37 protein-coding genes are annotated in these 23029 nt (G+C 63.0%); 9 read left to right on the top strand and 28 right to left on the bottom strand.

The genetic code is table 11. The features are described from left to right. Positions 1-2 precede the first annotated feature (2 nt). From AC3WUT_RS27580 to AC3WUT_RS27450, 27 genes are all read right to left on the bottom strand, one after another. Complete coding sequence (locus AC3WUT_RS27580) at positions 3-401, bottom strand: hypothetical protein (protein WP_492350262.1); 399 nt, start codon at positions 399-401, stop codon at positions 3-5. Further along, the gene (locus tag AC3WUT_RS27575) at positions 401-3139 is read right to left on the bottom strand and encodes a phage tail tape measure protein (protein ID WP_492350261.1); all 2739 of its coding nucleotides are present in this window, start codon (positions 3137-3139) and stop codon (positions 401-403) included. Before AC3WUT_RS27575 ends, AC3WUT_RS27580 begins: the two co-directional genes overlap by 1 nt. 170 nt (positions 3140-3309) lie before the next feature. Further along, positions 3310-4074, bottom strand: coding sequence for a phage tail tube protein (locus AC3WUT_RS27570; protein WP_492350260.1), 765 nt, complete (start codon positions 4072-4074; stop codon positions 3310-3312). A 21-nt stretch (positions 4075-4095) separates the two neighbouring features. Further along, a complete protein-coding gene (locus AC3WUT_RS27565) occupies positions 4096-4548 on the bottom strand; it encodes a phage tail terminator protein (RefSeq protein WP_492350259.1) in 453 nt (150 codons plus the stop codon). Positions 4549-4559: 11 nt separating this feature from the next. Continuing rightward, entirely contained in the window at positions 4560-5054 is a 495-nt protein-coding gene (locus AC3WUT_RS27560) for a gp436 family protein (protein WP_492350258.1), read from the bottom strand. A gap of 5 nt (positions 5055-5059) precedes the next feature. Then, positions 5060-5434, bottom strand: a complete 375-nt coding sequence (locus AC3WUT_RS27555) for a DUF2190 family protein (RefSeq protein WP_492350257.1) — start codon at positions 5432-5434, stop codon at positions 5060-5062. Between the two features lie 18 nt (positions 5435-5452). After that, positions 5453-5803: a hypothetical protein gene (locus tag AC3WUT_RS27550; RefSeq protein WP_492350256.1), complete on the bottom strand. Its 351-nt coding sequence runs from the start codon at positions 5801-5803 to the stop codon at positions 5453-5455. A gap of 83 nt (positions 5804-5886) precedes the next feature. Continuing rightward, positions 5887-6849 carry a major capsid protein gene (locus tag AC3WUT_RS27545; RefSeq protein WP_492350255.1) on the bottom strand — a complete coding sequence of 321 codons (963 nt, stop codon included), beginning with the start codon at positions 6847-6849 and terminating at the stop codon, positions 5887-5889. A 40-nt stretch (positions 6850-6889) separates the two neighbouring features. After that, positions 6890-8005, bottom strand: coding sequence for a hypothetical protein (locus AC3WUT_RS27540; RefSeq protein ID WP_492350254.1), 1116 nt, complete (start codon positions 8003-8005; stop codon positions 6890-6892). A gap of 65 nt (positions 8006-8070) precedes the next feature. Further along, positions 8071-8493 (bottom strand): hypothetical protein, encoded by a 423-nt coding sequence (locus tag AC3WUT_RS27535; RefSeq protein WP_492350253.1) that lies wholly within the window; start codon positions 8491-8493, stop codon positions 8071-8073. Continuing rightward, complete coding sequence (locus tag AC3WUT_RS27530; RefSeq protein WP_492350252.1) at positions 8486-8935, bottom strand: regulatory protein GemA; 450 nt, start codon at positions 8933-8935, stop codon at positions 8486-8488. Before AC3WUT_RS27530 ends, AC3WUT_RS27535 begins: the two co-directional genes overlap by 8 nt. Further along, positions 8932-9183, bottom strand: a complete 252-nt coding sequence (locus AC3WUT_RS27525) for a hypothetical protein (RefSeq protein WP_492350251.1) — start codon at positions 9181-9183, stop codon at positions 8932-8934. The genes AC3WUT_RS27530 and AC3WUT_RS27525 overlap by 4 nt, the downstream gene beginning before the upstream one ends. Further along, positions 9180-9407 (bottom strand): hypothetical protein, encoded by a 228-nt coding sequence (locus tag AC3WUT_RS27520; protein WP_492350250.1) that lies wholly within the window; start codon positions 9405-9407, stop codon positions 9180-9182. Before AC3WUT_RS27520 ends, AC3WUT_RS27525 begins: the two co-directional genes overlap by 4 nt. Positions 9408-9513: 106 nt before the next feature. After that, positions 9514-10215, bottom strand: a complete 702-nt coding sequence (locus AC3WUT_RS27515) for a DUF7168 domain-containing protein (RefSeq protein ID WP_492350249.1) — start codon at positions 10213-10215, stop codon at positions 9514-9516. Further along, entirely contained in the window at positions 10212-10472 is a 261-nt protein-coding gene (locus AC3WUT_RS27510; RefSeq protein ID WP_492350248.1) for a hypothetical protein, read from the bottom strand. Before AC3WUT_RS27510 ends, AC3WUT_RS27515 begins: the two co-directional genes overlap by 4 nt. 2 nt (positions 10473-10474) lie before the next feature. After that, positions 10475-11398 carry a recombination-associated protein RdgC gene (locus AC3WUT_RS27505; RefSeq protein WP_492350247.1) on the bottom strand — a complete coding sequence of 308 codons (924 nt, stop codon included), beginning with the start codon at positions 11396-11398 and terminating at the stop codon, positions 10475-10477. A gap of 11 nt (positions 11399-11409) precedes the next feature. Further along, on the bottom strand, positions 11410-12024 hold the full coding sequence (locus tag AC3WUT_RS27500) for a DUF3164 family protein (protein ID WP_492350246.1): 615 nt from the start codon (positions 12022-12024) through the stop codon (positions 11410-11412). Between the two features lie 16 nt (positions 12025-12040). Next, complete coding sequence (locus AC3WUT_RS27495; protein WP_492350245.1) at positions 12041-12295, bottom strand: hypothetical protein; 255 nt, start codon at positions 12293-12295, stop codon at positions 12041-12043. Between the two features lie 22 nt (positions 12296-12317). Beyond that, on the bottom strand, positions 12318-12506 hold the full coding sequence (locus AC3WUT_RS27490; protein WP_492350244.1) for a hypothetical protein: 189 nt from the start codon (positions 12504-12506) through the stop codon (positions 12318-12320). After that, positions 12503-13120, bottom strand: coding sequence for an HI_1489 N-terminal domain-containing protein (locus AC3WUT_RS27485; protein ID WP_492350243.1), 618 nt, complete (start codon positions 13118-13120; stop codon positions 12503-12505). Before AC3WUT_RS27485 ends, AC3WUT_RS27490 begins: the two co-directional genes overlap by 4 nt. Then, complete coding sequence (locus AC3WUT_RS27480) at positions 13117-13386, bottom strand: hypothetical protein (RefSeq protein ID WP_492350242.1); 270 nt, start codon at positions 13384-13386, stop codon at positions 13117-13119. The genes AC3WUT_RS27485 and AC3WUT_RS27480 overlap by 4 nt, the downstream gene beginning before the upstream one ends. A 10-nt stretch (positions 13387-13396) precedes the next feature. Then, positions 13397-14596, bottom strand: coding sequence for an ExeA family protein (locus AC3WUT_RS27475; protein ID WP_492350241.1), 1200 nt, complete (start codon positions 14594-14596; stop codon positions 13397-13399). Beyond that, positions 14593-16365, bottom strand: a complete 1773-nt coding sequence (locus AC3WUT_RS27470) for an integrase (RefSeq protein WP_492350240.1) — start codon at positions 16363-16365, stop codon at positions 14593-14595. The genes AC3WUT_RS27475 and AC3WUT_RS27470 overlap by 4 nt, the downstream gene beginning before the upstream one ends. A 19-nt stretch (positions 16366-16384) precedes the next feature. Then, positions 16385-17290, bottom strand: a complete 906-nt coding sequence (locus tag AC3WUT_RS27465; RefSeq protein ID WP_492350239.1) for a hypothetical protein — start codon at positions 17288-17290, stop codon at positions 16385-16387. A 22-nt stretch (positions 17291-17312) separates the two neighbouring features. Next, positions 17313-17630, bottom strand: coding sequence for a transcriptional regulator (locus AC3WUT_RS27460; protein WP_492350238.1), 318 nt, complete (start codon positions 17628-17630; stop codon positions 17313-17315). After that, the gene (locus tag AC3WUT_RS27455; protein ID WP_492350237.1) at positions 17627-17950 is read right to left on the bottom strand and encodes a hypothetical protein; all 324 of its coding nucleotides are present in this window, start codon (positions 17948-17950) and stop codon (positions 17627-17629) included. Before AC3WUT_RS27455 ends, AC3WUT_RS27460 begins: the two co-directional genes overlap by 4 nt. Further along, positions 17947-18417 carry a hypothetical protein gene (locus AC3WUT_RS27450; protein ID WP_492350236.1) on the bottom strand — a complete coding sequence of 157 codons (471 nt, stop codon included), beginning with the start codon at positions 18415-18417 and terminating at the stop codon, positions 17947-17949. Before AC3WUT_RS27450 ends, AC3WUT_RS27455 begins: the two co-directional genes overlap by 4 nt. A 15-nt stretch (positions 18418-18432) precedes the next feature. Between AC3WUT_RS27450 and AC3WUT_RS27445 the strand changes: the two genes are divergently transcribed. Continuing rightward, a complete protein-coding gene (locus AC3WUT_RS27445; RefSeq protein ID WP_492350235.1) occupies positions 18433-18774 on the top strand; it encodes a hypothetical protein in 342 nt (113 codons plus the stop codon). A 58-nt stretch (positions 18775-18832) separates the two neighbouring features. Here the strand turns inward: AC3WUT_RS27445 and AC3WUT_RS27440 are convergent, their stop codons facing one another. After that, positions 18833-19063: a helix-turn-helix domain-containing protein gene (locus tag AC3WUT_RS27440; RefSeq protein WP_492350234.1), complete on the bottom strand. Its 231-nt coding sequence runs from the start codon at positions 19061-19063 to the stop codon at positions 18833-18835. A 105-nt stretch (positions 19064-19168) separates the two neighbouring features. Between AC3WUT_RS27440 and AC3WUT_RS27435 the strand changes: the two genes are divergently transcribed. From AC3WUT_RS27435 to AC3WUT_RS27400, 8 genes are all read left to right on the top strand, one after another. Next, positions 19169-19624 carry a helix-turn-helix domain-containing protein gene (locus AC3WUT_RS27435; protein WP_492350233.1) on the top strand — a complete coding sequence of 152 codons (456 nt, stop codon included), beginning with the start codon at positions 19169-19171 and terminating at the stop codon, positions 19622-19624. Between the two features lie 18 nt (positions 19625-19642). After that, entirely contained in the window at positions 19643-20041 is a 399-nt protein-coding gene (locus tag AC3WUT_RS27430; RefSeq protein WP_492350232.1) for a hypothetical protein, read from the top strand. After that, positions 20029-20685 carry a DUF4124 domain-containing protein gene (locus AC3WUT_RS27425; RefSeq protein ID WP_492350231.1) on the top strand — a complete coding sequence of 219 codons (657 nt, stop codon included), beginning with the start codon at positions 20029-20031 and terminating at the stop codon, positions 20683-20685. Before AC3WUT_RS27430 ends, AC3WUT_RS27425 begins: the two co-directional genes overlap by 13 nt. A 91-nt stretch (positions 20686-20776) precedes the next feature. After that, positions 20777-21313 (top strand): glycoside hydrolase family protein, encoded by a 537-nt coding sequence (locus AC3WUT_RS27420; protein WP_492350230.1) that lies wholly within the window; start codon positions 20777-20779, stop codon positions 21311-21313. After that, a complete protein-coding gene (locus AC3WUT_RS27415) occupies positions 21310-21813 on the top strand; it encodes a hypothetical protein (RefSeq protein WP_492350229.1) in 504 nt (167 codons plus the stop codon). Before AC3WUT_RS27420 ends, AC3WUT_RS27415 begins: the two co-directional genes overlap by 4 nt. 8 nt (positions 21814-21821) lie before the next feature. Next, positions 21822-22199: a hypothetical protein gene (locus tag AC3WUT_RS27410; RefSeq protein WP_492350228.1), complete on the top strand. Its 378-nt coding sequence runs from the start codon at positions 21822-21824 to the stop codon at positions 22197-22199. A 2-nt stretch (positions 22200-22201) separates the two neighbouring features. Then, positions 22202-22519, top strand: coding sequence for a hypothetical protein (locus AC3WUT_RS27405; RefSeq protein WP_492350227.1), 318 nt, complete (start codon positions 22202-22204; stop codon positions 22517-22519). Between the two features lie 2 nt (positions 22520-22521). Further along, positions 22522-22956 carry a phage protein Gp27 family protein gene (locus tag AC3WUT_RS27400; protein WP_492350226.1) on the top strand — a complete coding sequence of 145 codons (435 nt, stop codon included), beginning with the start codon at positions 22522-22524 and terminating at the stop codon, positions 22954-22956. Positions 22957-23029: the final 73 nt, after the last annotated feature.

The following is a 23029-nucleotide window of genomic DNA, read 5'->3' as shown; positions in this document are numbered from 1 at the left end:
CCTCAAATCTCCACAAATCGCAGTGTTGGCAAATAGACCTGATCCGGGGTCTGTTCCCCATCGGCCAGGCTCCAGATAGGTTTGGCTTCGAAGCCGGTGCGGCTGTGATCGAACATGACATCGTGATAAACCCCGCGCAGGACCAGGATCAATACGATCCCTGGCAGCGCAGACCAGGCTGCTACGGTCTCGCAGTCAGCACGGGAGATCCACGCCGAGGTGGCGACACCATCCAGGGTGATGGGTCGACCGGCCTGGCGCACGCCGACGTCGACCAGCAGCGCACCCGCAGTGGAGTAGCTCAGTGCCTGCACGACAGGGCTCCACGAGAACTCGTCTGTCCAATCCAGGCGATCGGTCAAATTGACGCTGACGCCTCCATAACTCAACGTGATGGCCATCAGGCGGCCCTCCCTGCGGCTGTCGCCATCTGCTGCAGCACCTGGCGCAGTGCGTCGGCATCGGCGGACGATGCAACCGTGATCGGGGTCGTGCGGCCGCCGAGGTTGATGTTGATGGTTTGAGTCTGGGCAGGCACGCTCGACGTCTTGCTGTTGGCACCACTGAAGGTGTAGGTCTCAGCAGCTCGAAGCAGCGCCATGCTGATCGTGTCGCCGCCATACTTCTTCTGGCCGGAATTGTTGAAGTAGTCGACCTCACCCTTGGAGTTGGCGAACTCGTTTGCGATCCGACGCGCGGCGGCTTCGTCGTCAACACCGGCCGCCTTCAGAAATGCCGCGATGCCGGTGCGGGTGCTCAGGTCACTCCCCGCGACCAGGCGATTGCCGCTCTTGTCGGTGCTGAACCCTTCTTTGTCGACGGCCAGGCGTTGACGCTCTGCGGCGGCGGCCTTCTCGCTTGCGGCAGCCTCTTGTTCGAGCAGCTGGATCTGCCGTTGCGAATAGTTCGCCGTGATCGTGTATCGCATAGCCAGCCGCTCCAATGCGTCAGCATGCTCTTGGACAGCAGCAGTGGAGTGGGCAAACGAGGTGGTGAGTCCGCTGGTTGCTGCCTGCGCCTGGTTCATCGACGACACGATGGTTCGGCCAGCCGAGTCGGTTGCAACATTGAGGCCATCCATCGCGGCGCGGGCCTTGAGGGTCTCACTGACCACCCCATTGTTGGCCGCAGCTGACGCGTCAAACACGCGCTGCCAGGCCGCAGCAAGACCTTCGGCCGTGGCCTGGCCGCTTGACTTGATCAGATCGTAGTCTTTGAGAGCGGCAGTGGTGGCCAGTTTCAATTCGTCCTTGGTCTTGATGCCGACCCGACTGAAAGCTGCAGCGATTTCCTGCTCGGTCTCTTTCGCCTTGCGGCTCAGGTCCGTCAATGCAGCTGCTCCAGCTTCTAAAGCCTTCTTGATCTCCAACAGCTTCTCTGCCGCCAACTGCCAGTTGCCATTAGCGACAGCAGCCTCATACTGAGTCTTGAGATCGGCAACCTTTTCCCGCGCATCCTCGCTGGCGTTTTTCAGACGAACACTCGCCGCGACAGCACGTTGACTGGATTCTTCGGCCGCCCCGCCCATTTCCTTGAGCGTGCCACTTAGCGTGGCAATGGCCTGTTCGCTTGCCTTGACCTGGGCATCGCCAGTTTGGGCGGTCTCGGTTAGTTTGCTCCAACCTTCGCGCGCCCGAACCGCGCCTGCCTCGACCGCGACAAACGCCGCGGTGGCCTTTTGTGCCAAGGCTTCACTCGCTGCATTGGCGCCACCGGCCGCAATGCGGATCTCTTCTGCGGCCGCCTTGAATCCTTCAGCCACGCCTCCAAACGTGATCTTGGCCAGGCCTTCCAGGAGCAGCGCCACGCCATCCAGCACGCGACTGGACAGCGATGCGAACCCCTCGCCCACGGTGTAGATGACGCCCAGGACAACGTTGGTCCCCGCCGACATCACACCCCATGCCGTGTTGACGATCGCCCCCGCATTGGTCGCGGCCTCTCCCATGGCGACAAAGGTCGCCTGGGCCTCATCTGCGTAGCCGCGCAGCTTTTGCGCCATTGCCTCAAAGTCGACCTGCTGGGCAAATTTGGTGGCCCAGGTGATCGCGCTCTCGAAGCCCGTTGCAAGGGCCTGCCCAAACCGGCCCACCAGACCGCTGTCCACAGCCGACTTCAGCGAGGCGACAAGGCGATCTACGCCATCCTTCAATACCGGCAGCACAGGTGTGGTCAGGGTGTTGCGCACCGTGTCCCACATGCTGGAGAGGCCGCTGAGCGAGCCATTGAGGTTGTCCCCCATGACCTTCGCCACCTCGGCGGCGCTGCCCTTGGCACTGTCGAGCTTGCCTTTGAGATCGTCGAGAGCGCCGATCCCCTGGTTCAGCAGAGCGCGCAATGCGGGGCCTGCCTCGGTGCCCACGGCCAGAATGGACTTCTGACCCGCTGAGCCGGACTTGGCCAGCTCTCGCAGTGCCTGGTCGAAGTTGACGGTCGTGATCCCGATGGCGGCCAGCTCGGTCCTGAATTTGCTGGCTGGGTCAGCGAACTGCGAGAGGATCGCATTGAGCCCCGTGCCCGCGCGACTGGCGTCAATGCCAGCATCCGCGAACTTCCCCAGCACAGCCACGGTCTGTTCCAGCGAGAGGCCAACACTGTTGGCGATCGGCGCCGTGTAGCTCAGCGCTTGGGCCAGACCAACCACGCTGGTGTTGGATGCATTGGCGCCTGCGGCAAGCACGTCGGCAACACGGCCCGCATCACCGAACTGGAGGCCCATGCCCATCACTGCCTTGGTGACGAACTCGGCAGCTTCACCCAGTCCCACACCGCCGGCCTGAGCGAGAGACAGAACGGCAGGCAACGCCGTGATGCTATCTTTGGCCGACAGGCCAGCCCGCGCCAGGTTGCCGAGTGCCTCTGCGCTTTGAGTCGCCGTGAATTTGGTACTGGCCCCGGCCTCCTCAGCGGCCGTGCGCAGCGCACGCATCTCGTCTGCACTTGCTCCGGTGACAGCCTTTACCTCGGAGAGCTTTGCCTCCAGGTCGCCGGCACTGCGCACAGCATTGACGAAGGCGGAAATCCCGAAATAGGTGGCGATCGTGCCAGCAATGGTCTTCAGCAGCCCGTGGATGGACACCAGGGTTGGCCCGCTTTCGTCCTTGGCGCGGATGATGATGTCAAGGGGCTTGAATGCCATGATTTTTCTGGGGAGAGCCCTGGTTTCCTAGGATGGGCAGTTACCTCGCCCCATCGCCTTCATTGCTAATTGGCGTCTGGATTTGCGCACTGCGGCTGGGGCGCATCACGCGATTCAGCCAGCCGGTCGGGACACCCGGTGCACGCCGCCGGATGTCCCGCGCCCGGTGATCAGGTCATGCTGGTCCGGTAGTAGCGGCTGATGCCTGCGCCGGTCTTGGTCGGGTCCATCAACACGGTCCCTTCGACGTCCAATGAGCCGAACTTACCGCTGAGCAGCGCAAGCGACTTGGTCACGCCCTGGCTCACGCGCCAGATGTCCACCACGACGGGCTTGCCGCTGTCGGCCTCGTTCAGGCCGCCGAACGTAAGTTCCAGCTCGATGGCCTTGCTGGTCAGGGCTTCGATGGCGGCATAGGCCCCGTAGCTGTAGCTCAGCCAGAGCTTGTCGGCGTTCGTGATGCCCGCCGCATCGGCCAGCAGCAACAAGCCCTCGCCGCGCACCTCATAGTTGCCCGCCATGGTCACCGGAGTTGCAGCCTCTGCGGTGGCGCCCTTCTTGAGCACCACGCTGGTGGGGTCAATGTGCCGGATGCGCAGCAGACCGCCCAGGGTCGCGGTGTAGGGCGCGTCGACAACGGTGCCGCCCTCGACGTCGCTCATGGTGGCCAGCGTGGCCCGCGCCAGGTTGACCGGGTTGAGGTCGGCCAGCTTCATTTTGACCTTGACCTCTTTCACGCGGCGCACCTCGGCATGCGTGCCCCCGCCCAGAGCGGTCATGTCTTCTTGGGTCTGGACATCCTCGCTGTGTTCCAGGCTCAGCTCCAGGACGTTGCCCACGGGCACGGGCAGGGTCACGGCGCCATACGGGCGGGCATAAACATGGCCGACGTTCAGGCTGGGTTTGTAGGTTTGGCTGGTGACGTTGAGGGTCATGGGGAGCTCCAATGTTCAGGTTCAGGTCTTGCGAAAAATGCTCTCGACCGACAGCGTTGCCGGCAGATACTGGAAGCCGCCGACATATTTCGGCGGTGGCGGCGCCACCAGCTTCATGGGTGACACCGATCCGGGGATGGAGGTAGCCAGCAACCTGCCCACGACTCGGGCCAGCAAGGCCCCGGCGGCCAGCCGCGCGTGCGCACCCTGTTTGATCTGGGCCTTGTTGCGCACAGCGGCAACCACGTGCCACCGGTGCGCCAGACGGACCGCGGTGCCGATGTCCTCGACCGGGCTGAAGCCGCCATAGATCAGATGTACCGCGGGGACAGTCTGAGCAGACTCAAGGACGTCTGCCAGCTCCGAAGCCGACAGGACATGCACCGCAGGCGACAAACCAGCCACAGCCGAACGGATCAGTTCCAGCAGGGGCGCCTCCAGCGCCATGAAGTCGTTAGCCTGCTCGGCCGTCATCCCCGCGGTGCTCAAGCGAACCCCCGCAATGCGTCGTCTGTGATCTGGCGCCGGCCGCCCCCGAAGTACACCTCGGCCTCGCCCGGGGCCTCACCAGAGACGATCTGACCAGGCTGACCGCCCCAGGGGCAAACCAGCACTGAGCGCCCTTCGGCGATCTGCTGCAGCTCTCGTTCAGCGGCCTTGTAGCGCAGGTAAACCTCATGCTCGGGCGCCAGGTCGGAATGCAGGTAGTAGCGCGCCACGTCGGACACGATGCGCACAAGCTGCGGGGGCGGCACCAGCGCGGTGGCAGATGGATTGCCAGGCACCGGAGCTGGGACGGTGCAGCCAGTCAGCGGCAGAGCAAACACGACGCCCAGGAACCCGTCAGCGAACGCCTGAGCATCGGCGATCGCGCGCTCGACGCGGCCCACATTGACCGCCTGCAGGTCGGGGTCTGTAAGCGCGACGAGCTCGGGCTCACCGTATCTGTCAACGAGATCCTGGACGACGGCGTAGTTCATGGCGCTCAGGCGTGCACGTGCTTGTAGATCTGGATCTCGACGAGCTGGCCGGCTTGCGTGGCAGCGCCCAGGGCCCGGCCGCAATGCTCCGCTGCAGAGCCGGTGATGGCCCGGCCGGTCGCATCCGGCTTGACGAACGCGCCGAAGGCAAAGGCCTCGCCAGCTTCGACCAGGTAGCTGTAGCTGGTGACCACAGGGACGGCATCGCCGGCATCGGCCGCGCTTTCGGTCACGCCCTGGACGTCCTTGGCGCCGCCTGCCGTGGTGGGGTAGCCGCCGTCATACGCGACAAAGCGGCAGGCAGCCAGGGCGACAAGAGCGACCAGCGTGGTGGCGTGCTGCTTGTCGTATTGGCGGCCGGTGTTGTTTTGCGATGGCATGAAATTGCTCCTGACCGGTTACTTGCCGGCTTTGCGGGCCGTGGTCGGCACCTTGGTTGCAGTGGTACTGGTCGAGGCATCCGCGGCTGCGGAGCCCTGCTTGGTGTTGTCCGGGGCCGGAGCAATGGAGGCGTCGGCCGCCTGAACGTCTTTGCGGGCTTGCTCGAACTCGGCCAGGGCCTTGGCCTCGTCGAAGGTCAGCTGTTGCTCGGCCTTGAGACTGGCGCTCAAGTCCTCGATGGCGCCGGCCGCGAGCAGCTCACGGGTGTCGTGCCGGGAGAGCTCGGGCAGCTCGCCTCCAGGCTGGATGACCGTGCGTTCGCCGTTGATGATCACTGCCGTGGCGACCAATGCGATCAGTTTTGGCATGTTGTGGTGTCCTTCAATGAGTGCTGGCGTCCAACCCCGGCCCGATCTCCGGGCCGGGGGGCGACTTCGCTCTCGGTGGGTTGTTACTTCGGGTTCTGGAACAGAAACGCGGCGTTGTTGTAGGCGACGTTCGGCCGGCGCTCGAACGTGGCGCCGTACACCCAGGACTTGAGGCCCGGGTCGTAGTAGGGCGTCTCTGCGAACGGGTGGCCCTCGATCACGTTGGTGAAGCCGAAGCCGGGTTCAGCCAGGCTGATGTCCGTGCCGTTGCTGCCAATGTTGGGCACGTAGGCCAGCACCGCGTTGTTGCCCCAGACATCGCGGCCGGTGTCGGTCTCGTCGATCCAAACCGCGTCGCCGACCACGATGTCCGCCACATTCAAAATGGTCTTGAGCTGGTCGATGGTGGCCGGGCCCAGGTTGGAGCTCGGCAAGTAGCCCTTGACCTCGGCGTTGGTTGTGATCGCATTGAAGGCGTCCGCCGACAGCGTCAGGCGGTTGGGGCGCTTGCCGATCTTCTTGCGGATGACGTCAGCGGCGGCACGGATGTCGGTCACCGGTGTGCCCGTGCTGGCCGACCACTTGGTCCCACCAGCCAGCGCGACGACATGCCCCGCGGCATAGGTGCCGACGCTGGTGGCCAGCGTGGCCACCTCGATCTCGTAGTCCAGGCTCAGGACATCATTGGCCGTCGTCATCGCGATGCGGCTCACGTCCAGGTAGTTGCCCACGTTCAGCTTGCGGCTCTCGTCGGCCTCGCGCAGCAGCTCGCGCGGCATGGGCACATCAACCGCATATTGGTCAACGGAGTAGGTGACGCCCTCGAACTTGATGTTGATGCGCTTGGTCGGTCCGCCCGGCGCCCGGCGCAGGTTGTAGCGGCGCAGGCGCTCATCACCCAACTTGGCCAGCGAGACACTGGACAGGGTCTGGGGCAGGCGCGGGAACAGACGTTCAGCGACGAACGTGCCCTGGCCCATGCCCAGCAGCAGGCTGGTCAGGATGGGGTTTTGCTTGAGCCGGATCTCGGCTGCGGTCATTGCCATGGTGGTGGTCTTCCTTGTTTCGTCGATCGGGGAACGGGGATCAGCTGGTGAAGCTGGCGGTAACGGCCGTCAGCGCTTCGCTGTAGCTCACGTTGTGCTGCTTCGACCAGGCCTTGGCGGCGCTGTCGATTTCGGCGTCGGACTTGCCCGCGGCTTGACCGGCCTGGCTGCCCTGTTGGCGGGCGCCCCCCCCAAATTCGCCGAAGTTGACGACGGGCTTGGCGGCGGAGATGAGGTCCTGCAGCCACTGCGCGGGGCCGACCTTGCGAGTCGTGTCGCCTTCGGAGAACTCCACAGGGGCAGCGTCCGAGAGGGCCTCCAGCGTGGCCACAGCCATCGCTTTGTCTTTCGGCAGCAGACGGCCGGCTCGGACCTGCGCCTCGGCGAACGAGACAAAGCCCGCGTGGCGGTCGGTCTTTGCTTTTTCAGCGAACGATGCGGCCTGTGCCTCGGCGTCCTCCCTCGCCTTGTTGGCAGTGTCGGCGTCCTTTTTCGCCTTGGCGGTAGCTTCATTGGCGGCGGCCAGGGCGGCCTGTGCCTTATCCAGCTGTTCTTGCAACTCTTTGCTCATGTCGTCAGGCTCCTGTGTTGTGACGGGTTCAGAAACGGGTTCGGAGAAACAGACGGCCGCGCTGTCGGCGTCGCCTTCGGAAAACTGGATGTCTTTGAGGCCAGCAATGGCTGGCGGCTGCGCGCCCAAGAATGCGACGTGGCGCAGGTACCACTTCCCGGGGGTCGGGTTGTTCGGGGACTGGGGCGGGTAGAACGAGGCGCTGCGCTTCGGGAAACGTCGAGAGGAGACCATCTCGGCAAACTGCGGCTCGACGTTGTGCGGCGTGATCTTCAGCACTCCGCCGTCATGGCTCATCGATTGGACCCAGCCGTAGGCCGGCAGGTTGTCTTTGGGATGTCCGATGGTCAAAGGCGCCTCACGCACGGCCGGGTTGTAGCCGGCAGCCATGGCCGCAACATCGGCCTCGGAGAACTGGTGCACGTTTCCGGCGTCGTCGATGTGACGGCCGGCACGGAAGATCTCGATGCCTGAGGGCAGCGTGGCTGGTGGCGTTGCAGTGGCGGTCTGTTTGGAGGGCATGTCCGCACTGTCGCGCGGCGCGGCCTCGCGCGCTAAATCGAGGCCTCCAGAGAAACGCAGCAAAAGAAAAGCCCCGCGCGCACGAGGCAGGCGGGGCTCAGGTCAGTGGCCAGGGCGGCTACGGGGAGCTACAGCGGCAATTGGCCTTGGCGCGCTGCGATCTGCTGTCGGCGCCATTCTGATTCAATCTGGCGCACGCGCGACTCCGTCAAACCTGTCGCGTCCGCCACCGCCTTGTAACTGGCCCGTTTCGCGAGCAGCTCGATCGCCATGCGGGCCTTGGCGCTGGCCGCAAGCATAGCGCCCACGGGAATATAAGGTTGGGTACCGCCGAGGTCTTGGGCCAGGCCCAGGGTCAACGCAACAGCCAGGCGCGCCAGAGCAGAGCTCTCGACTGCATTGGAGCCGGGGGCCGACAACAGCGTGATGTAGTGGCTGGTCGCGAATTCGCGCCAGGTGTCGGGCCATGCTCTCGGCATCAGCGCCTCCAACGGGGCGATCTCATCTGCAGTCAGCTCAGCGAGGTCCCGACGTTCGAACATATCAACCATGGTCTGCTCCTCTGGCCTGCCAGGCCTTCAACGCCTCGATCAGCGTGTCGAGCTGGGCAGAGGTCGCAAACTGCAGTGCGCTCACGCCGACCTGGCGTTCGACCCATGCATTGAGCGCAGCCCGGCTGGGGTTGTTGACCAGGCCATCGCGCACCAGTTGGTGCCAAAGGGCCCAGACCTTGCGTTCCCGGGGGCTGGCCGCAGCCTTGGATTTTGCGAACTGCTCCCGGGTCAGCGGCCGATGCCGTGTCTGTGCGGGCACGACACCCATGCGTTCTGCCAGGTGCTGCATGTGATCACGCACTGCCTGACGCTGCGTGTCCGTCATCTCGGTGGTACTGGTCCGCTGCGTGAGCCCCTTGAGCAGCGCACGGTAGTCGTCATCGGTAAGCGACAGCTTGGCTTTGAGCACGTGGATGGCGGCGATGTGCTGCGAGCTCATGCTGCCCCCAGTAACAAAGGGCCAAGCCACCAATTCCACAGACCCAGCAGGCTGGAGACCAGGAACACGCATTGCTGGGCGAACATGCGCCAGAGACGACGCTGCGCACTGAACACCAACCAGGCCGCATTGCTGACCAGGAAGGCGCTGAATCCCCAACCAGGTAGCGCGGGCATGGCCAGCAGCAGAGCCCCCGCCATGCCGGTCACCGCACCCACGGTTTCAACACCGTTTTTGACCGATTTCATGCTGCACCCAAAAGAGACGCGTTAGAGCCGCTGGAGGCCTCAGCCGCACCGGATGCCTGCATTTGCGAATTGGGACGTTTTGGGACGGGATTCAGGCCGCCGACGATGCTTTCGAGACTCTCCCGAGATCCCCGGGTGGCGAGCGCGTTCATCAACCGAGCAGCATCGGCCCCCGTCGCACGGATGGTGGTGCGCTGCGCTGTCCTGGTCACTTTGAGTGTCATGGGGTGTCCTTTCCTTTGCGAAGCCCACCACCGTGGTGAGCTTTGAAAAAGCCCCTCAGCCAGGCCGAGGGGAAAGTCGGCAAGGCCGACCAGGGAGGTATTGGGTTCAAGCAAGACGTGCTTGCGGGGTGTTGACCCCCATGCCGTGGTGCAGCCGAGCCTTCTCGCCAGCCTTGTGGCCAGCCATGTAGTGCCCCAAGTCAGTCTTGCGGGCACGGGTGGCATCGCGAGTCTTCTCATTGGCCAGGTCCGGATGCTTGGCTTCGAGGTACTGCAGCAGCAGGGTTTCATTGGCGGTACTGCGACTGAAGCGCTCGACCAGCGCCTGCACTGCCAGCACCCAGCCTTTGGCGAACGCATCGCCACGGGCCGTCTTGGTGATGGCCTTGCAGTTCTTGGGCTGCCGACCAATGTGTGCCAGTCGGTCCCGGGCACATTGGCGCGACAGCACTTCGAACGCATAGCCCGAAACATCCGCAGCAGCATCCACCCCGACGAAGACGTAATAGCGTGAGCGGGTCCAGTTGCCAGCGGCGTTGTAGGCGCCCACAAGCTGGCTGAATTTCTCGCACCCGAAGGCATCGGCTACCAGGTTGGCCAGGCGCACCTCCCAGAGGTTGGCGGCAGCGCTGACGGCCTTGACGCGCACCTCGCGCACGTCGGCCAGGGCGATTTCGCCTTCTTGCAGGTTGAACTGCTCCATGAGCTTCTGCGCCTGGCGCAACGCGGCTGCGGCCTCATGCGACTCGGCACTGCGGCTCAGGGCCAGGCACTTCTTGATCTTCTTGAGGGCGTCTTCTCGGTTCATTGCTGAGCCTCCTGCGCCTTCATCCAAATGCCATAGGTGTTCTTACCCAAGTGGCACAGCACGACCGGATACCGATCCCGCGTGGTGATGCGATAGCTGGTGGAGGGCGAGGCCTCATGCAGCAGGAGTGCGCCCTGCTGAATCTTGTCGCCGGCAGCATCGTCGCCGGCATCGAAGGTCAGCACGGTCTTCCAGGCGCCGGCCAGGTTGGCCTGCAGCTGAGCTGGGCGCTCAGTCGAGGTGTTGCTGGTCGGCATGGTCAATGCCCTCCCACAGCCGTCTCAGACGCAGCTGGGGTCAGTGCCACGCCGCCCAAGGCCTGGATCAGTTCCGGCAGCAGTTGGGCGAATTCCCCGGTGGCAATAGCCACATCAGCATCAAAACCACCGTCATCGGCCGACTTGCCCTCGAACACGACATCCAGCAGGTGGACCTTCTTGAGCTGCATGCCCTCGGTGAGCAGGAACGAAGCGCGGTCATCCCAGCTCAGAGCCAAGCGGGAGGGCAGCATGCCCTGCGCGATGTGCTGCTTGACCTCGTCAGTGTCCAGGGGGCTGCGGGTGTAACGGATCGCCGCCTTCGACTCGTCAGCGGCCTTGAGCTCGCACTCTTGCTCAATGGCGAATCCTGCGGGTGGCTCTTGCGTGGTCAGCCACTGCGCCATGGCGCTCACCGGGCTGACACGGGTGTCGAGTAGGGCCACGGCGAAGCCGTCCAGGGACTTAACCAGGGCCGTCACGATCTCGTCAGCGTGCCCCTGGCTCGCCGCATCAATCACCAGCAGCTGCGCTTTGCAATCGATCCAGACCAACGAGGCACCGAGCTTCGAGAACGCCATCGGCAGCAGTTTGCTCCGGACCTCTTCCTTGATTTCCTTGAGCTCCTTTCGGCCTGGCTTGCGGCCTACCTCCTGAGCAATTTCCTCGGCGGCGATCTTTGCCTGGCGGTCTACGACCGAACTGGGGACGTCCTTGGCCTCGACCATGAACTTCAAGATCCAGTGCCCGCCGATGGACTCAACCAGGGCGCCATGGGCCTCTCCACGGGGCTCCACCCAGCCGGTGGACTTCTCCTGGCTGGGTGTGCATGCCACATAGCGGGCTTGGCCGAGTGCAGACTCAACCTGGTCCAGTGTGGCCGACCAGGTCGAGGCGATGCGATAGATGATCATGTTGCTGAACATGGCTTGCCTCCTCAGATCGCAGCGATGTCCAGCGGGATCGGCTGGTATTCCTGGGTGTCGCCCAAGCGCTTGTAGAAGCGGATATAGGGCTTGGTGCTGGCCGTCTGCATGCTGTCGGCAATGGCCTGCATGGCGGCCTGCCACTTGGGGTGGTCGATGTTGACCCGGCGCAGGTTCAAAACCCGACCCACATTGATCTTGCCTTCCTTGTCGGCCTGGAAGGCGTGGTTCACAAGCACCCGGATGTTGTCGTTGGCGCCCTCGCTCCACTCGTGCACGCACTCGTCGATCAGCGCCTTCGCCGCCATCAGCTGCTCGCCGAACATCAGCTTGTCCTGCATGGAGCGCACCAGCTTGTAATGGCCATCGAACGACATCAGGGTGACATTGCCCTTCTCGCCGCCGGTCTTCACACCGTACTGCTCCAGGCTGGTGGCTACCAGGGCAGCCACTTCCTGCATGGCGTCGAGCTTGAACTTGCGCAGGCCGGCCTGGGCGGCCTCGGCTGCCAGGCACAGGTCGGTCACCACCTGGTGGCGCAGCTTGTCGATGTCCTTGACCTTGGACTCGGGGATCAGGTTGCCGGCCGCGTCTTTCCAGTAGCCGGTGATTTGTTCAGTTGTCATCTTGATCTTCTTTAAGTCAGTGAACGGGCGCAGACGCAGGGCGCGCAGCTGCGGCTGCTGTGGCAAGGGCCATGGCGTTTTGCATCATCAAGTTGGCGATGCTCTGCGTGCAGCACGGGTGCGCGATACCCAGTTCGACAAGGGTGGACAGCAAGGCCGTGATCGCGATGCCGTGCTCGTGGCTTGCCAGCATTTCCCGCAATTGAATGCAGAGGCCGTTGATTGCCTGCAGGTCGGCCTGCTTTCTTTCGGGGCTAGGTTGAGTGCTCATGAAAGCTCCTGTTGAATCGTTATCAGCACCGAAAGCCGCGGCTCTCGATGCGCTTGAAGTCCAGCGAACCCGTGCGGGTGGCTGGGGCGGGTGTGGCCTTGTAGACGGGGGCGTGCATAGCGTCGTACTGGGCAGGTGGCACTGCGTTGATCGGGCGGGCCTGGGGCGTGTAGCGCGGACGGCCACGGGGCTCATGGGTGGGTTTGGTCACGATGGGTCTCCTGGGGTTTTGGGGGTAGGCGTTGCCTTGCGGGCCATTTCCTCGCGCATGCGGCGCACCAGCGGGCTGGTGCCAGGTGCTGGTGCAGGGGGCGGTGTGTAGGCAGGCGCTGCGGCGGCGGTAAAGGCCGCAGCCACACTCACCGGGCCCGGCGCGCTCGACATGGCCTGTCTGGCAGGGGTACGGCGCTCCTGCTCACGTTGGGCCTCGGCCGAGCCCTCCACGCGATCGGCCATGCCGGCCAAGATGGCGTAGAGGTAGCCGTGGCTGGCCATCGGGAGATCCAATCGGCCGGCATCCCTGGCAGCCAACATCTGGTCGATGCCCAACGCCCAGGCCTGCAGCGGTACGTTCCAGTCGCGGCCCTTGAAGGTGATGGCCTGGCGTTTCAGGTCAGGCAGCAGTTGCCTCAGCAGCTTGACCTGCTTGGGAATCGTCAGCCGTTGCCGTGCTGGCGTGAACAAGGTTAGGTACTGCAGCACGCGAGACCCGAGAGGGATCGAGATCTCGGCCAATTGCGCGAATGCACGCTGCGACTCGTCGTTGGCGAAGAGCTGCGCGATCGTCAGCTCCGTACCGCAGATGGGGCATGAGAGTTCGCTCATGCTGCCAGCAACCACAGGTTGTTGAACGCCCCCGCCAGGTCAAGGCACAGCCAGACGACGGAAGCCAGGCAGATCAGTGCCAAGACCACCAGGCAGCGGACCGCTATGACGAAACTGCGAGGCTCGTGTGCCGCCTCAATTACGCCAGGCGCGAAGGGATGGCGCAGAGGTGCCACCAGGCATTGGGTGCACGTGCCGTAGGCCTGGCACACGCCGAGTTGCTCGCAGCGCGTGTGCTTATGTTGGGTGAGACTTTTGTTGGGCATGGTGTGCTCCTCAGCAGTGGGTAACCACCTGGGCGTCAACCTTCGGCCAGCCGGCCTTGGCGGCGGCGTTCATGGCGCGGCACACCAGGTTGTTCACCACCAGGGGGTGGCATTCGCTGCGGGCATCTGAGGCCTTGCCACCGCGTGGGATGTGCACCAGGCGGGCGCGGATCGCATCGGCAGCGTCGTCGGCGAAAACGTCTTCGAACTTCAGCTCGAAGCGGGAGAACTTGTGGCGCAGGTAGCCTTCCAGCTCACCGTCCAGGGGTTCCAGCTCCACCACCTCGCAGCGCTGCATCACCTCGCGCACCTCGGCGTTCTGGCTGCCCAGGCGGTCGCGCAGCTCGGGCTGACCGATCAGGGCGACGCCGATCAGGCGCTGCATGCCGTCTTTCAGCTCAAGGAACCGCTTGAGGTGCTTCAGGGTGGCCGTGGGCAGGCAGTGGGCCTCCTCGATCACCAGCAGGTGGCGACGGCCGGCGCGGCGGCTGGCCTTGAGCAGGGCGTGCACCTGGGCAAACCGGGCCTCAGGGCTGCTCTTGACCTTGAGCTGCGGGTCCATCGCGGCGGCAATGGCTTCAGCGATGTGGCTGCTCTTGAGGGTCTTGCCCTTCTGGTCGTTGGCCTCCATGGCCAGCACGTAGGGCCGGATGATCAGCACATCGCGCTGGTCGGCCTTGATGCGCTCCTCCAGGTCTTCGGCCAGGGTGGTCTTGCCGGCCCCGGATTCGCCCACGATGGCCACGAAGCCGTGGTGACTGGCGCAGTCCATCAGCGTGGCGCGCACGTAGCGCACGCTGGCGGTCTGGAACACATCGTCGGGCGACTGGACATCGTCCACGAAGGGGTTGCGGGGCAAGCCGAAGTGACGGCGGGCCTCGGGGGTCAAAGCAGCGTTCTGCAGTAGCATGGATACCTCCTCAGGGGTTTCGGTTGGTTCTGGGCTCTCGGGGACGACCTCGCCGAGGTGCAACTCGGCGGGGTCAACTTTTTTCAGGGGCTGCACAAACAGGGCTGCCAGCACCTGGTCAGCGGTGGCGCCGCGCTCGCGCAGCAGCGTCTCCAGCTTTTGGCGGGCCCGGACAGCACCACGTGCCGGCCAGGTACCGTGGGCAACCAGGCGGCTGGTGGCGGAGCGGCTCAGTCCGCTTGCCTTGCTCAGCTCGGCCTGGGTCACGCCCAGTTCGTTGAGGGTGACGGCGAGACTCATGCGCCGCCCCCGGCCACCACGCGCAGGCCGCTGCGCACCGTGAGGCGGTTGCGCACATCGTCCAGCTGGTCTTCAGGCACGCCATCGGGGTACCAGGCGCGCAACTGGGCGCTGGTCTCGCGGGACATCTGCACCCCCATGCGCACCAGCTCGGCCGCGGCTTCGAACACCGAGAGCACGCGGGCCGGGGCCTGGCGGGTAGTGGTCGAGGTGGCCAGGTCGGTACCCTTCTTGGGCAGGAAGGTGCGTTCGGGCGCCTGGTCGACCACCTTGAAGGGGTCGATTCGGCCCCCGAAGGGCAGCGCCTTGGCCTTGCGCTTGGCCTCGGCCTCGGCATCGGTGTCCGCGTCCATCGCGAAGCGTTCGACTTCCTTGCGGTTGGTGTCAAGCGCGGTGTCGGAGGGGCGTGCCCAGTCCTCGCCAATGACATTGGCATCTTCCCGGAACCCGGCGTCGTTGCGGGCCACCTGAGGAATGCTGTGAAGTACTTCCAGGCCATCCGCATTGGTGTCCACCACCACCGCCGTGTCCAGCGCATAGGGGTTGAGGGCGATCTGCAGGGACTCGCCCACCATCACACCAGGTACGTTGCGCACGTCGTACTCACGGCTATTGAATGAGACCGTCAAGGTGTCGCGCACCTTGCGCGACACGGGCGTGTGGGTCAGCAGCTCGCGGCACACCTCCAGCGGCGGGGCAATGCGCAGCTGCTCAGGGGTGATGGTGAGCCACTGTTCGTACCGGGTGCGGCCATGGCGGGTGTGCACCTTGTTGGCGTTGAACCAGCGGGCCCAGCGTTGAGCCTGGGCGTTGAGTTCATCCAGGCTGCCAACTGGACGCAGGCGCAGGCCGGATTCGAAGCTGCGTTCGATCAGGTCACGCGCCTTTTCGACCTGGCCGGTGGCACGGGCGTTGCCTGGGGCGTGGGCGATCAACTTGACCTGCAGGCGCCTGGCCAGGTTGGCAAACATGCCGCTGGTGTTGGCGCTGCCCATGTCCATCATCAGGATGAAGGGCACACCATGCAGCGGATCGGCTTCGCGCTCCTGGATGGCAGCCATGAACGACTCGGCCAGGTTGGCACCGCTCTCGGCGCCCAGCACGTAGTTGACGGCGATGGCACCGCTGTTGTGGTCGGTCACCTCGTAGGACCAGACCCGGTCCGACTCGATGCGCTTGAGGTTGGCGGGCTTGTTCTTGTAGAACTTGTCGCGCTCCATCACCTGCAGGCCGCTCTCTGCCTCGGTGCGGGCATTGAGGTAGTACAGGACGCACAGTGAGGCGTCGATCTGCCACACGTGGTTCGGGTGCAGGCTCTTGAGCTCGACAGCCGGAGTGGGCCGGTTGAGCTGGTCAGGGTGCATGCCGTACTGGCGCAGAGCGCGGGCAATGGCGCTGTCGGACAGAGGGGTCAGTTCACCGGTATCTGGATCCTGGCGCTCGGCGCGCACCTCGCCATTGGCGCGCAGCACCTCGACGGCTTGGCCGATGGACATCAGGCGCTTGTTGGTCTTGCGATGGCTCACCATCAGCATGGCGCTGATGGCCACCGCCTCTTCACGGCTCAGGGACACCTCACCGGCATCGCTGCGCTGCTTGCGTTCGGGTTTCACGGTCAGTTTCCTCAGATGTCGGTGCAAGGTGGCCAGGCTGATCTGCAGCTCGGCGCACGCTGCGGCGTAGATCGCCTGCTTGCCACCGGGGGCGGCAGCGGCAGCCTCTTGGGCCACCAGGACCAGGCGCTGGGCAATCACGGGGTTGATGGACATGCGGTCGGGGTAGCCTGGGTTACTTTCCTGCCCACTGGGCCACTTCTGAGGCCAACTGCGCGTCGGCGGCGTTGCTCACGTCGGGCAGGTCGAACTCTTGGCGCAGGGCATTGAGGTCGGCCTGGATCTGGCCCACCAGGCCGGCCATCAGCACGGCGTTGTCATCCGGGCGGTTCTTGAGGGCTTTCAGGGCCGCACGCACACCGCCTCGGATGGCGCCTATCGCATCCTTGGCAATGCGGTTTGCCTCATCCATCAGTGCTGCCAGCTCTTTATCCGGCGGCATCATGGCGATGCGCTTCTGGTCCAGCTCCAACTGATCAATCTTGTCGTTCTTCTTCTGCAGCAGTTGCTTGTTGGCCTTGTGCTCCTGGCGCTCCTCGCGCAGGGCTGCACGCAACTCCTTCACCGACATCGTGGCGATGTCGTCCAGGCTCAGCTCGCCGGTTTGGCCGGTCAGCTCCAGTTCTTCAATCTGCTCATCGTCCAGGACGAGCATCTCGAAGAGCTTGGATTGGCTACCGATGGCATCTGTCAAATGGCGCGACGTCGCGACATTTGCAAATTTGACTGCCGACTGCATGAAGCGAGCTGCGACCTTGCTATCGATCCCGAGGGCGTCGAGCCGTGAGAGAAACTGCCCATGTTGGCACGCAGCTTTGAGCACCGCCAGGCCGCGTCCGACTTCCAGGCATGCCTCCACGCTGCGGCGCATGTTCGCGGCAATGTCGCGCTGGATCAGGTCGGGGTCAGTGCAGTCGGCGGGCAGTTGGTAGCCCAGCTGGGTAGCGACAGCGCGGGTGCGAGCGTCGGTCTCACGGGTGATCAGGGCCAGGGCGTTGGCGGCAGAGAAGTCGGATGCGATCACTTCAGCATTCACAGCCACTTCTTTGCTGAGAGGGGCTGGGGTAGGTTTCTTGGCCATGGTGTTCTCGATTCAGTGGCGGTTACAGGGGAACGGAATAGCGGTGGCTGATGTCGTCAAGCTGGCGGCGGGCCTGGTTGAGATTGGTGGCCACCGTGGTGGCGATGCGCACAAACTGCACACCAAGCCGCCAGCGGTTGGTGCCTTGCACCTGCTCAACAAAGCCGGTAGTGGCAAGTGCCGGCAAGTTCTTGCTGACCCAGCTCGGGGCCACGCCCAGGCCGCTGGCGATCTCGCCGGGGGCCAGGCCGAGCAGCTCATGCCCAGCCAGCAGGCGGAACAGCTCGCAGGTGTTGCGGACTGGGGCAGCTAGCTCGTAGGTAGTGGTGGTGGAGCTCATCGCATCACCCCATTCGCAAACTCTGCCTGCAGGGCGCGCAGGCCGGCGCCCCAGATCTTGCGCACGCCGGCCAGGCCCGACTCGCACCGCACGCGGGGCAACAGGCGGTACAGCTCGCCTCGGTACATAGGCCCGAAGTTCAGATGCATGAAGGGTTGAGGCGCAGCACCCCGCATGGCTTCGCGGCAGGCCACGTTGTGCACGGGGTACTGGCTGAAGGCGGCATAGCGACCAAGGTGCATGTCTGCACGTTTGCTGCGCATGACAGCCAGCATCAGCGCGTCGCGGACCGCCTTCAGAGGGATGGTCTTGGTGGTCATTCGAACTCCAGCTCAGGGTTGGAAAAGCGGGCCACGTTGGCCTGGTGCCAGGCCACCTGGCCCAGGTGGGCCTGCAGGGCTGCTAGCGTGGAAGCCGGGTCGGTGCCGGGCTTGGCGTAGAAGTCGGTCAGCAGCTGCAGGGCAGAGGCAAACCCGGTGTTGAGCTCGACCATGTCGACCTGGCCAGCGGCACGCCCGGTGGGCATGGCGATCACCATGTGGCCGTTGGAGCTGGCCAACCAGGTGCTGACGTAGCTGCAGCCGCAGGCGTGCTCGTAGGCCTGGATCAGGATGGCCGGCATGCGGCCGGTGGCCAGCCACTTGTAAACGCTGTCATGGCTCTGGCCCATACGGTCTGCGATGCGCTCCACGCTGAGGTTATGACGCTCCAGCGCGTATTCCTTGCACAGGCGCAAGGCGTGCACCAGGCTGTTGGGGCGAGCCCGTTTCCAGTCGCGGCGAGTCATTGGAAATGCCCTCCGGTGTGCGCTTCCAAACAAATAGCCGCGGTGGGGCTGGTGCTGGTCGTGTCGCTGCCGAACAATTTGGCCATCGACACACAGGAGGAAGCGATGAGCGAACTGGAATTTGACGAGCTGGCCGGACGAATCGACGCGGTGGCCAAGGCCTTGCTGCAGGTGACTGCTCGGCTGGAAATGAACGGGGTCATTGATGGCCCCCAGATTTCTCAGGTGTGGCGCCAGGCTGTGCAGCCTGGTCGGACACCGGCTCACACGGCGAGCCATCGGATCCTTCAGGAACTAGCTGAAGCGCTTGACGATGCGCGGCGTAGTCGCCACCAATCACAGGGGCATCACGCCTGAACCCCAGCCGGTCGTAGAGATTTGATACATTGGACATTGGACGTTCCAAATCTCGATTTCAAGCGGCCGCGGTAGTGTTTTGACGGCAGACCTGGCCCGCCTTGATTCCGAGCTGAACAGCAATGTTGTGTGCGTCTCCGCGGCGGCACGGATAGCGCGGGGAGTCATCGCTGTCGTTCACGATGGCGATGACCATGTTCGGGCTGTACCCGTTGGCCTTGGCCCAGCCGGAGTACGACTGGCCTTTGAGAGCGAACTCAGCTCGGACCTGTGCACGTTTTTTGAGCATGTTGGAGCGTCCTGTTTGGTGTGCATCAATTGGCGTTGATGCGTGTTTTTTTGCATTTGTTGGCTCTATTGTGGTCACCGATTGGTTACCAGTCAAGGCTTTTTGATGAACCGAACGGTTTCTTTTGGAGGTCGCCTGCGCGAAGAGCGGAATCGGCTGGGGATGACTCAGACCGCGTTCAGCGAAAAGGCGGGGGTGACGAAAAAAACTCAGGTCTTGTACGAGGCTGGTGAGCGCGTTCCCGATCTGCAGTACCTGTCCGAACTGCATGAGATCGGCGTGGACGTCTTGTTTGTGGTTTCCGGTGTACGGAATGGTCCGCAACCGGCTGCAGATGCCACTGAGTTGGCGTTGTTGGATTGCTATCGGCGCTGTGGGCCCGCCGCTCGGGTCAACCTCATCCAAACGGCCACCTTGCTGGCTGCACGGATTGACTCTGTTGGCGGTTCACCCAGTCCGAACAAGATTCGTGCTGGAGCAAACAGCCAGAACAGCATCGGTGATCACGCAATTCAGATCGGCAATGCGACCGGCAAGGTGAACGTAAAAAGGGGGAAGTGAGCGTTGGCTGAGATATCGATGCGACTGCTTGCGTGGGTGCGCAAGCTGTTGCCAAAACAAAAATCACAGGGGGATTTCGCGGTGCAACTAGGACAGGCTAAAGGGCCTGTAACCATCGTGAATAACGTATACAACTTTACTCAGAATGCCGAAGTTTCGAATGCCCGCAGCTTTCCTGTGCCGCCTGGTCGCTCCAAGGTTTCTGTAAATGAGGACCAGAGATTTGTTCTACGACTCATGTCGAAGTACGGAATCGAAGAGGACGTCTTGAAATTTATGAGCAGGCAATTCAACACCACCCGTGTTATAGCCCTCGATTCGCATCAGCTTTTCCGAGTTCGGCGCTACGCTGAAACCTTGTGTGTTGGCAAGGAGCCGAACCCCATCAGAGCCGAGGATCAGACATGCAACCGATAACTTATTTTGGGTGGAAAATTGATGCACTGAAAGTGTCATTTGTTGTCCTAGCCGCCTTCCCTTTTGGGCCCGCATTTGCACTGAACAAGTGTGTGGGGCCAGATGGAAAAGTTAGCTATCAAGACTCGGCATGTCCAGCCAACAGCCGAACAAACCAACTGCCTTTAAACACCAACACGCAAGACGAGTCCGGATGGAGTTATGAACGGTCCAAAGACTCGATGACCGGAACGTCCTACTGTATTGCGTACTCCTCCAAGCAGTATTTGCAAATCTCCGGCCGCAAAGATCTTCTTCCCATACGGCTTAGGCTGATTTCTTCAAGTGACTTGAACAAGCCGCAGTTAGTGTTTGAGGCCTCTACACCTGATCACGAGAACACACCTTTCCATCATGCTCTTGAGGGAACTGGGGTAAAGACTGATGGTGGAAGCCTTATTGAATTTGCACCGCCATTCAGGCAATTCTCTGTGCGGATTCCAGATGAAAAAGTTCCTCAGTTATTGGGGGCAATAACCAAGGGCAGCAGGATCAAGATACGTGTTCGGTTTTGGCCCTACGATCGAACGTACGACACGGAATTTTCGTCAGTGGGCCTACAAACGGTGGCTCCGCGAGTGATTTCTTGCGCGTCCACCAAGTAGCGTAATTGACTAGGTCTCACCCGAGTTAAGAGATCAAACAATGGGGCCCTCCATTTACCCCTGATCACGCGCGCGCGGCATCCTGCCGTGCATGGAGAAAACTCGTATTGCAATAGCCGCCCTGGCGCTTTCTGCGTCGGGCCTGGTGTACATCGCCCAGCGCGAGGACTACAGCGATCGCGCCTACGCTGACCCTGTTCACGGCAAAAGCATTCCCACGCTGGGATTCGGCACCACCACTGGCGTGAAGTTCGGTGACACCACAACTCCCGTGCGCGCACTGGTGCGCCTTCGCACCGACGCGACGGAACAAGAGCTGGTTCTCAAGCGCTGCCTGTCTGCCCCCATGCACCAATACGAGTGGGATGCCATGGTCGGCTTGGCCTACAACGTCGGGGCCACTGCGGTTTGCAAAAACGGCGACCGATCGGGCCCGAGCACGATTGCGACTCGCCTGCAGGCTGGCGATTACTCAGGGGCATGCGACGCGATCCTGCTCTATGACCGTGCCGGCCCAGTCAACAAACCACAGGACCGGTGCAGTCACCCCGAGAACCGCACCTGCAGGGGCGTTTGGACTGACCGTCAACGCCTTCGTGCCATGTGCCTCGGTAGCACCACGCCATGAGCGCCCGCACCGTCGTTGCTTGTGTGCTGTTGGGCGCCACGCTCATCGGCATTTACGCCTGGCGTGATTCGTTGATCACCGCGGCCGACGCACGCGGAGCGGCTCGCGTGCAATCCGCATGGGACGCCGATGAAGCGGCCCGCAATGAAGCAACGGCCCGGGACAACGCCATCAAATTCCGAAATGCCGAAAGGATCTCCGATGCTGACGCTCAACGTGAGGCCGCGCGCCTGGCTCGCGCCGCTGCTGCTGACACTGCTGTGCGCAGCCTGCGCGCCGAGATTGCCCGTCTCAACAGCCTCGCCCATTCCTACGCGCCAGGAGATGCCGGCATTGCCGCCTGCACTCGCGACGCCTCCGTCGCCCGAGAGCTACTCGGAGAAAGCACTGGTGCGTATCAAGAGCTGGCTGCAGAGGCTGATGGTCTCCGCGACCAGGTGATCGGTCTGCAGGCGTTTGTGCACACCGTCTGCGGCGCGCCTGCAGCAGCGAGCAATTGAGGTGCCCGATGGTTTTTGAATTGACTCTGACCAACGTCATATCTCTTGTCGCGCTCGTAGTTGCCGCGTTGTGGGCGCTGTTCAAGCTGGTGAGCGTGCAACAGGAGCGGCGCCTGAACGATAGGTTCGATGCGCTCACTGCAGCCATGAAACAAACGGCCGAGTCGCAAGCGGCCACCCTGAAAAGGATGGCTGACTCGCAAGAGCGCAACGCCGACGCCACCGCCCAGTTGGAGCGCGATTTCTTAAGGCACCAAATCGAGTTGGCGCGCGACTACGTGCGCCGCGATGACTTTGTGCAGGTAATCGGAACGATCAACACGCGTTTCGACAATTTCGCGCTGCGCATAGAGGCAGCAGTGCTCAATCAGAGTGGAGGGAAGTGACTATGAATTTTCAGCCTGACATGCTGCGCGCTCGGCGCGAAGCCGTGCGTTGGCATTTGCTCTCGGCAGTGAACGTGTCCCGTCCGGTTGGCATTTATACCGAGGCACTGTTGTCCATCATCCAATCGGTTTACCCGGATGCTACACACCAGGAAGTGCGCCGTGAGCTGGACTACCTCGAAGCGCGCGAGCTGGTGCGCATCGAAAAGGATCCGCTGGATCGTTGGATGATTGACCTCACGCGCACGGGCATCGAGTTCGTTGAGTACACGATCGACGCGCAGCCAGGTGTTGCGCGGCCGCGCATCACCCAGGTCTGAGCATGGCCCCGAGAAGCAAAGTTCACTCGCTCCCGCCCGAGCTCAAGGAATGGCTGGATGCCGAGCTGGTGCGGCGCGGATTCGGCGACTACGTGCAGTTGGCAGCGGATCTCAAGGCCCGTGGTGCTGACATCTCGAAGTCGGCCATACAGCGCTATGGCTCGCCTTTCGAACAGCGCATGGCCCAGCTCAAGATGGCAGGCGAACAGGCCAAGGCGCTGGTCGACGCTGCACCCGACGAGGAGGACAAGCTGGGCGCTGCCGTGGTGCGCATGACGCAGGAGAAGATTTTCAACCTGCTGATGGATCTGGACGTCAATCCCAAGGACGTCGACGTCAACAAGCTGTTCAAGAATGCAGCCGAGATCGGCAAAGCCAGTGTGACGCAAAAGCGGTTCAGCATGGAAGCGCGCGCGGCAGCAAAGGAAGAAGCTTGAGGTTGCCCTCGAATTTCGGAGTTCATAGCTCAGCCCGGAGAATGCCGGGAAAGGAGAGAAGAGATGAACGCTG

It is taken from the genome of Curvibacter sp. EU05-FHT14A10 (genome assembly GCF_058791075.1).
Note: the sequence above shows the minus strand (reverse complement) of the source record. Positions and strands in the feature narration are given on the sequence as shown.

Bases quoted from the DNA above. Each gene is read 5' to 3' on its own strand.
- AC3WUT_RS27580 (WP_492350262.1), bottom strand. From the start codon at position 401: ATGGCCATCACGTTGAGTTATGGAGGCGTCAGCGTCAATTTGACCGAT.
- AC3WUT_RS27575 (WP_492350261.1), bottom strand. From the start codon at position 3,139: ATGGCATTCAAGCCCCTTGACATCATCATCCGCGCCAAGGACGAAAGC.
- AC3WUT_RS27570 (WP_492350260.1), bottom strand. From the start codon at position 4,074: ATGACCCTCAACGTCACCAGCCAAACCTACAAACCCAGCCTGAACGTC.
- AC3WUT_RS27565 (WP_492350259.1), bottom strand. From the start codon at position 4,548: ATGACGGCCGAGCAGGCTAACGACTTCATGGCGCTGGAGGCGCCCCTG.
- AC3WUT_RS27560 (WP_492350258.1), bottom strand. From the start codon at position 5,054: ATGAACTACGCCGTCGTCCAGGATCTCGTTGACAGATACGGTGAGCCC.
- AC3WUT_RS27555 (WP_492350257.1), bottom strand. From the start codon at position 5,434: ATGCCATCGCAAAACAACACCGGCCGCCAATACGACAAGCAGCACGCC.
- AC3WUT_RS27550 (WP_492350256.1), bottom strand. From the start codon at position 5,803: ATGCCAAAACTGATCGCATTGGTCGCCACGGCAGTGATCATCAACGGC.
- AC3WUT_RS27545 (WP_492350255.1), bottom strand. From the start codon at position 6,849: ATGGCAATGACCGCAGCCGAGATCCGGCTCAAGCAAAACCCCATCCTG.
- AC3WUT_RS27535 (WP_492350253.1), bottom strand. From the start codon at position 8,493: ATGGTTGATATGTTCGAACGTCGGGACCTCGCTGAGCTGACTGCAGAT.
- AC3WUT_RS27530 (WP_492350252.1), bottom strand. From the start codon at position 8,935: ATGAGCTCGCAGCACATCGCCGCCATCCACGTGCTCAAAGCCAAGCTG.
- AC3WUT_RS27525 (WP_492350251.1), bottom strand. From the start codon at position 9,183: ATGAAATCGGTCAAAAACGGTGTTGAAACCGTGGGTGCGGTGACCGGC.
- AC3WUT_RS27520 (WP_492350250.1), bottom strand. From the start codon at position 9,407: ATGACACTCAAAGTGACCAGGACAGCGCAGCGCACCACCATCCGTGCG.
- AC3WUT_RS27515 (WP_492350249.1), bottom strand. From the start codon at position 10,215: ATGAACCGAGAAGACGCCCTCAAGAAGATCAAGAAGTGCCTGGCCCTG.
- AC3WUT_RS27510 (WP_492350248.1), bottom strand. From the start codon at position 10,472: ATGCCGACCAGCAACACCTCGACTGAGCGCCCAGCTCAGCTGCAGGCC.
- AC3WUT_RS27505 (WP_492350247.1), bottom strand. From the start codon at position 11,398: ATGTTCAGCAACATGATCATCTATCGCATCGCCTCGACCTGGTCGGCC.
- AC3WUT_RS27500 (WP_492350246.1), bottom strand. From the start codon at position 12,024: ATGACAACTGAACAAATCACCGGCTACTGGAAAGACGCGGCCGGCAAC.
- AC3WUT_RS27495 (WP_492350245.1), bottom strand. From the start codon at position 12,295: ATGAGCACTCAACCTAGCCCCGAAAGAAAGCAGGCCGACCTGCAGGCA.
- AC3WUT_RS27485 (WP_492350243.1), bottom strand. From the start codon at position 13,120: ATGAGCGAACTCTCATGCCCCATCTGCGGTACGGAGCTGACGATCGCG.
- AC3WUT_RS27480 (WP_492350242.1), bottom strand. From the start codon at position 13,386: ATGCCCAACAAAAGTCTCACCCAACATAAGCACACGCGCTGCGAGCAA.
- AC3WUT_RS27475 (WP_492350241.1), bottom strand. From the start codon at position 14,596: ATGAGTCTCGCCGTCACCCTCAACGAACTGGGCGTGACCCAGGCCGAG.
- AC3WUT_RS27470 (WP_492350240.1), bottom strand. From the start codon at position 16,365: ATGTCCATCAACCCCGTGATTGCCCAGCGCCTGGTCCTGGTGGCCCAA.
- AC3WUT_RS27465 (WP_492350239.1), bottom strand. From the start codon at position 17,290: ATGGCCAAGAAACCTACCCCAGCCCCTCTCAGCAAAGAAGTGGCTGTG.
- AC3WUT_RS27460 (WP_492350238.1), bottom strand. From the start codon at position 17,630: ATGAGCTCCACCACCACTACCTACGAGCTAGCTGCCCCAGTCCGCAAC.
- AC3WUT_RS27455 (WP_492350237.1), bottom strand. From the start codon at position 17,950: ATGACCACCAAGACCATCCCTCTGAAGGCGGTCCGCGACGCGCTGATG.
- AC3WUT_RS27450 (WP_492350236.1), bottom strand. From the start codon at position 18,417: ATGACTCGCCGCGACTGGAAACGGGCTCGCCCCAACAGCCTGGTGCAC.
- AC3WUT_RS27440 (WP_492350234.1), bottom strand. From the start codon at position 19,063: ATGCTCAAAAAACGTGCACAGGTCCGAGCTGAGTTCGCTCTCAAAGGC.
- AC3WUT_RS27435 (WP_492350233.1), top strand. From the start codon at position 19,169: ATGAACCGAACGGTTTCTTTTGGAGGTCGCCTGCGCGAAGAGCGGAAT.
- AC3WUT_RS27430 (WP_492350232.1), top strand. From the start codon at position 19,643: ATGCGACTGCTTGCGTGGGTGCGCAAGCTGTTGCCAAAACAAAAATCA.
- AC3WUT_RS27425 (WP_492350231.1), top strand. From the start codon at position 20,029: ATGCAACCGATAACTTATTTTGGGTGGAAAATTGATGCACTGAAAGTG.
- AC3WUT_RS27420 (WP_492350230.1), top strand. From the start codon at position 20,777: ATGGAGAAAACTCGTATTGCAATAGCCGCCCTGGCGCTTTCTGCGTCG.
- AC3WUT_RS27415 (WP_492350229.1), top strand. From the start codon at position 21,310: ATGAGCGCCCGCACCGTCGTTGCTTGTGTGCTGTTGGGCGCCACGCTC.
- AC3WUT_RS27410 (WP_492350228.1), top strand. From the start codon at position 21,822: ATGGTTTTTGAATTGACTCTGACCAACGTCATATCTCTTGTCGCGCTC.
- AC3WUT_RS27405 (WP_492350227.1), top strand. From the start codon at position 22,202: ATGAATTTTCAGCCTGACATGCTGCGCGCTCGGCGCGAAGCCGTGCGT.
- AC3WUT_RS27400 (WP_492350226.1), top strand. From the start codon at position 22,522: ATGGCCCCGAGAAGCAAAGTTCACTCGCTCCCGCCCGAGCTCAAGGAA.